The organism is Streptomyces sp. NPDC027189 (assembly GCF_055566975.1).
On the sequence record NZ_JBVHRI010000096.1, the window covers coordinates 1 to 1,057 of the forward strand.

Annotated in this window: 1 protein-coding gene; it reads left to right on the plus strand. The window is 67.8% G+C overall.

Features of this window, described 5'->3' with window-relative positions; translation table 11 throughout:
- Positions 1–156: 156 nt before the first annotated feature.
- Complete coding sequence (gene istB / locus ACZ4RZ_RS50355) at positions 157–984, plus strand: IS21-like element helper ATPase IstB (RefSeq protein WP_467754388.1); 828 nt, start codon at positions 157–159, stop codon at positions 982–984.
- Positions 985–1,057 lie beyond the last annotated feature (73 nt).

Sequence of the window (1,057 nt, forward strand, 5' to 3'; positions counted from 1 at the left end):
CCCGCCGTCGCAGGCCGCTCTCGCGGAGGCCGAGCGGCTGCGCGGGCAGCAGGCCGCGGGTGACCCGGCCGAACGGGTCGTGATCGACCTGTCCCACTATGCCGCCGTGGCCGACCGGCTGCGGAGTGTTCCCTCACCGAAGGAGGAGAACAAGGAGTGAGTACATCGCCGATGCAGATGAGCGAAGCACGCCGCTTCCAGCAGCTGCGGGGCCATCTGTCCTATCTCAAACTCAACGACGCCGCCGAGGCGTTGAACCGGGTCTGTGATCAGGCCCGCGCTGAGCGGATGTCGCTGACCGCGGCCCTGGAACGGCTGCTGGAGATCGAGGTCGAGGCCACCGAGGCCCGACGGTTGGCAGCCCGGCTGCGATTCGCCTGCCTGCCCGAGCCCTGGACCCTGAACGACTTCGACTTCGCCGCCCAGCCGGGCGTCGACGAGAAACTCATCCGCGACCTGGCCACCCTGCGCTTCCTCGACGACGCTTCCAACGTCCTGTTCGTGGGGCCGCCCGGAGTGGGCAAGACCATGCTGTCCGTCGCGCTCGGGCGGGCCGCGGTCGAGGCCGGCAACCGCGTCTACTTCACGACCGCCGCCGAGCTCGCGGCCAAGTGCCACAAGGCCGCGCTTGAGGGCCGGTGGAAGACCTGCATGAACTTCTTCGCGGGCCCGAAGCTGTTGATCATCGACGAGCTCGGGTATCTCCCGCTGCCCGAGGACGGTGCCTCGGCGCTGTTCCAGGTGATCAACCAGAGGTCTCTGAAATCGTCAACGATCTTGACAACCAATGTCGGGATCGCTGACTGGGCCGGCGCGTTCGGGGACGCCACGGTCGCGGCTGCGATGCTCGACCGGCTTCTGCACCGGGCGGCGGTCGCCGGCATCGACGGCCCGTCCTACCGGCTTCGCAGCCACCAGACCACAGCCGACACCCTGAGGGCGGGAGTGAACGCACGTGTCTCCTGGTCCGAAAATAATGGGTGAGGTGCGGGTCGAGCGGGTGCTGTGACGCTGGTGGGTGTCAGGGTGCTTCGATGGAGTCGAAGCGGACGGTGAA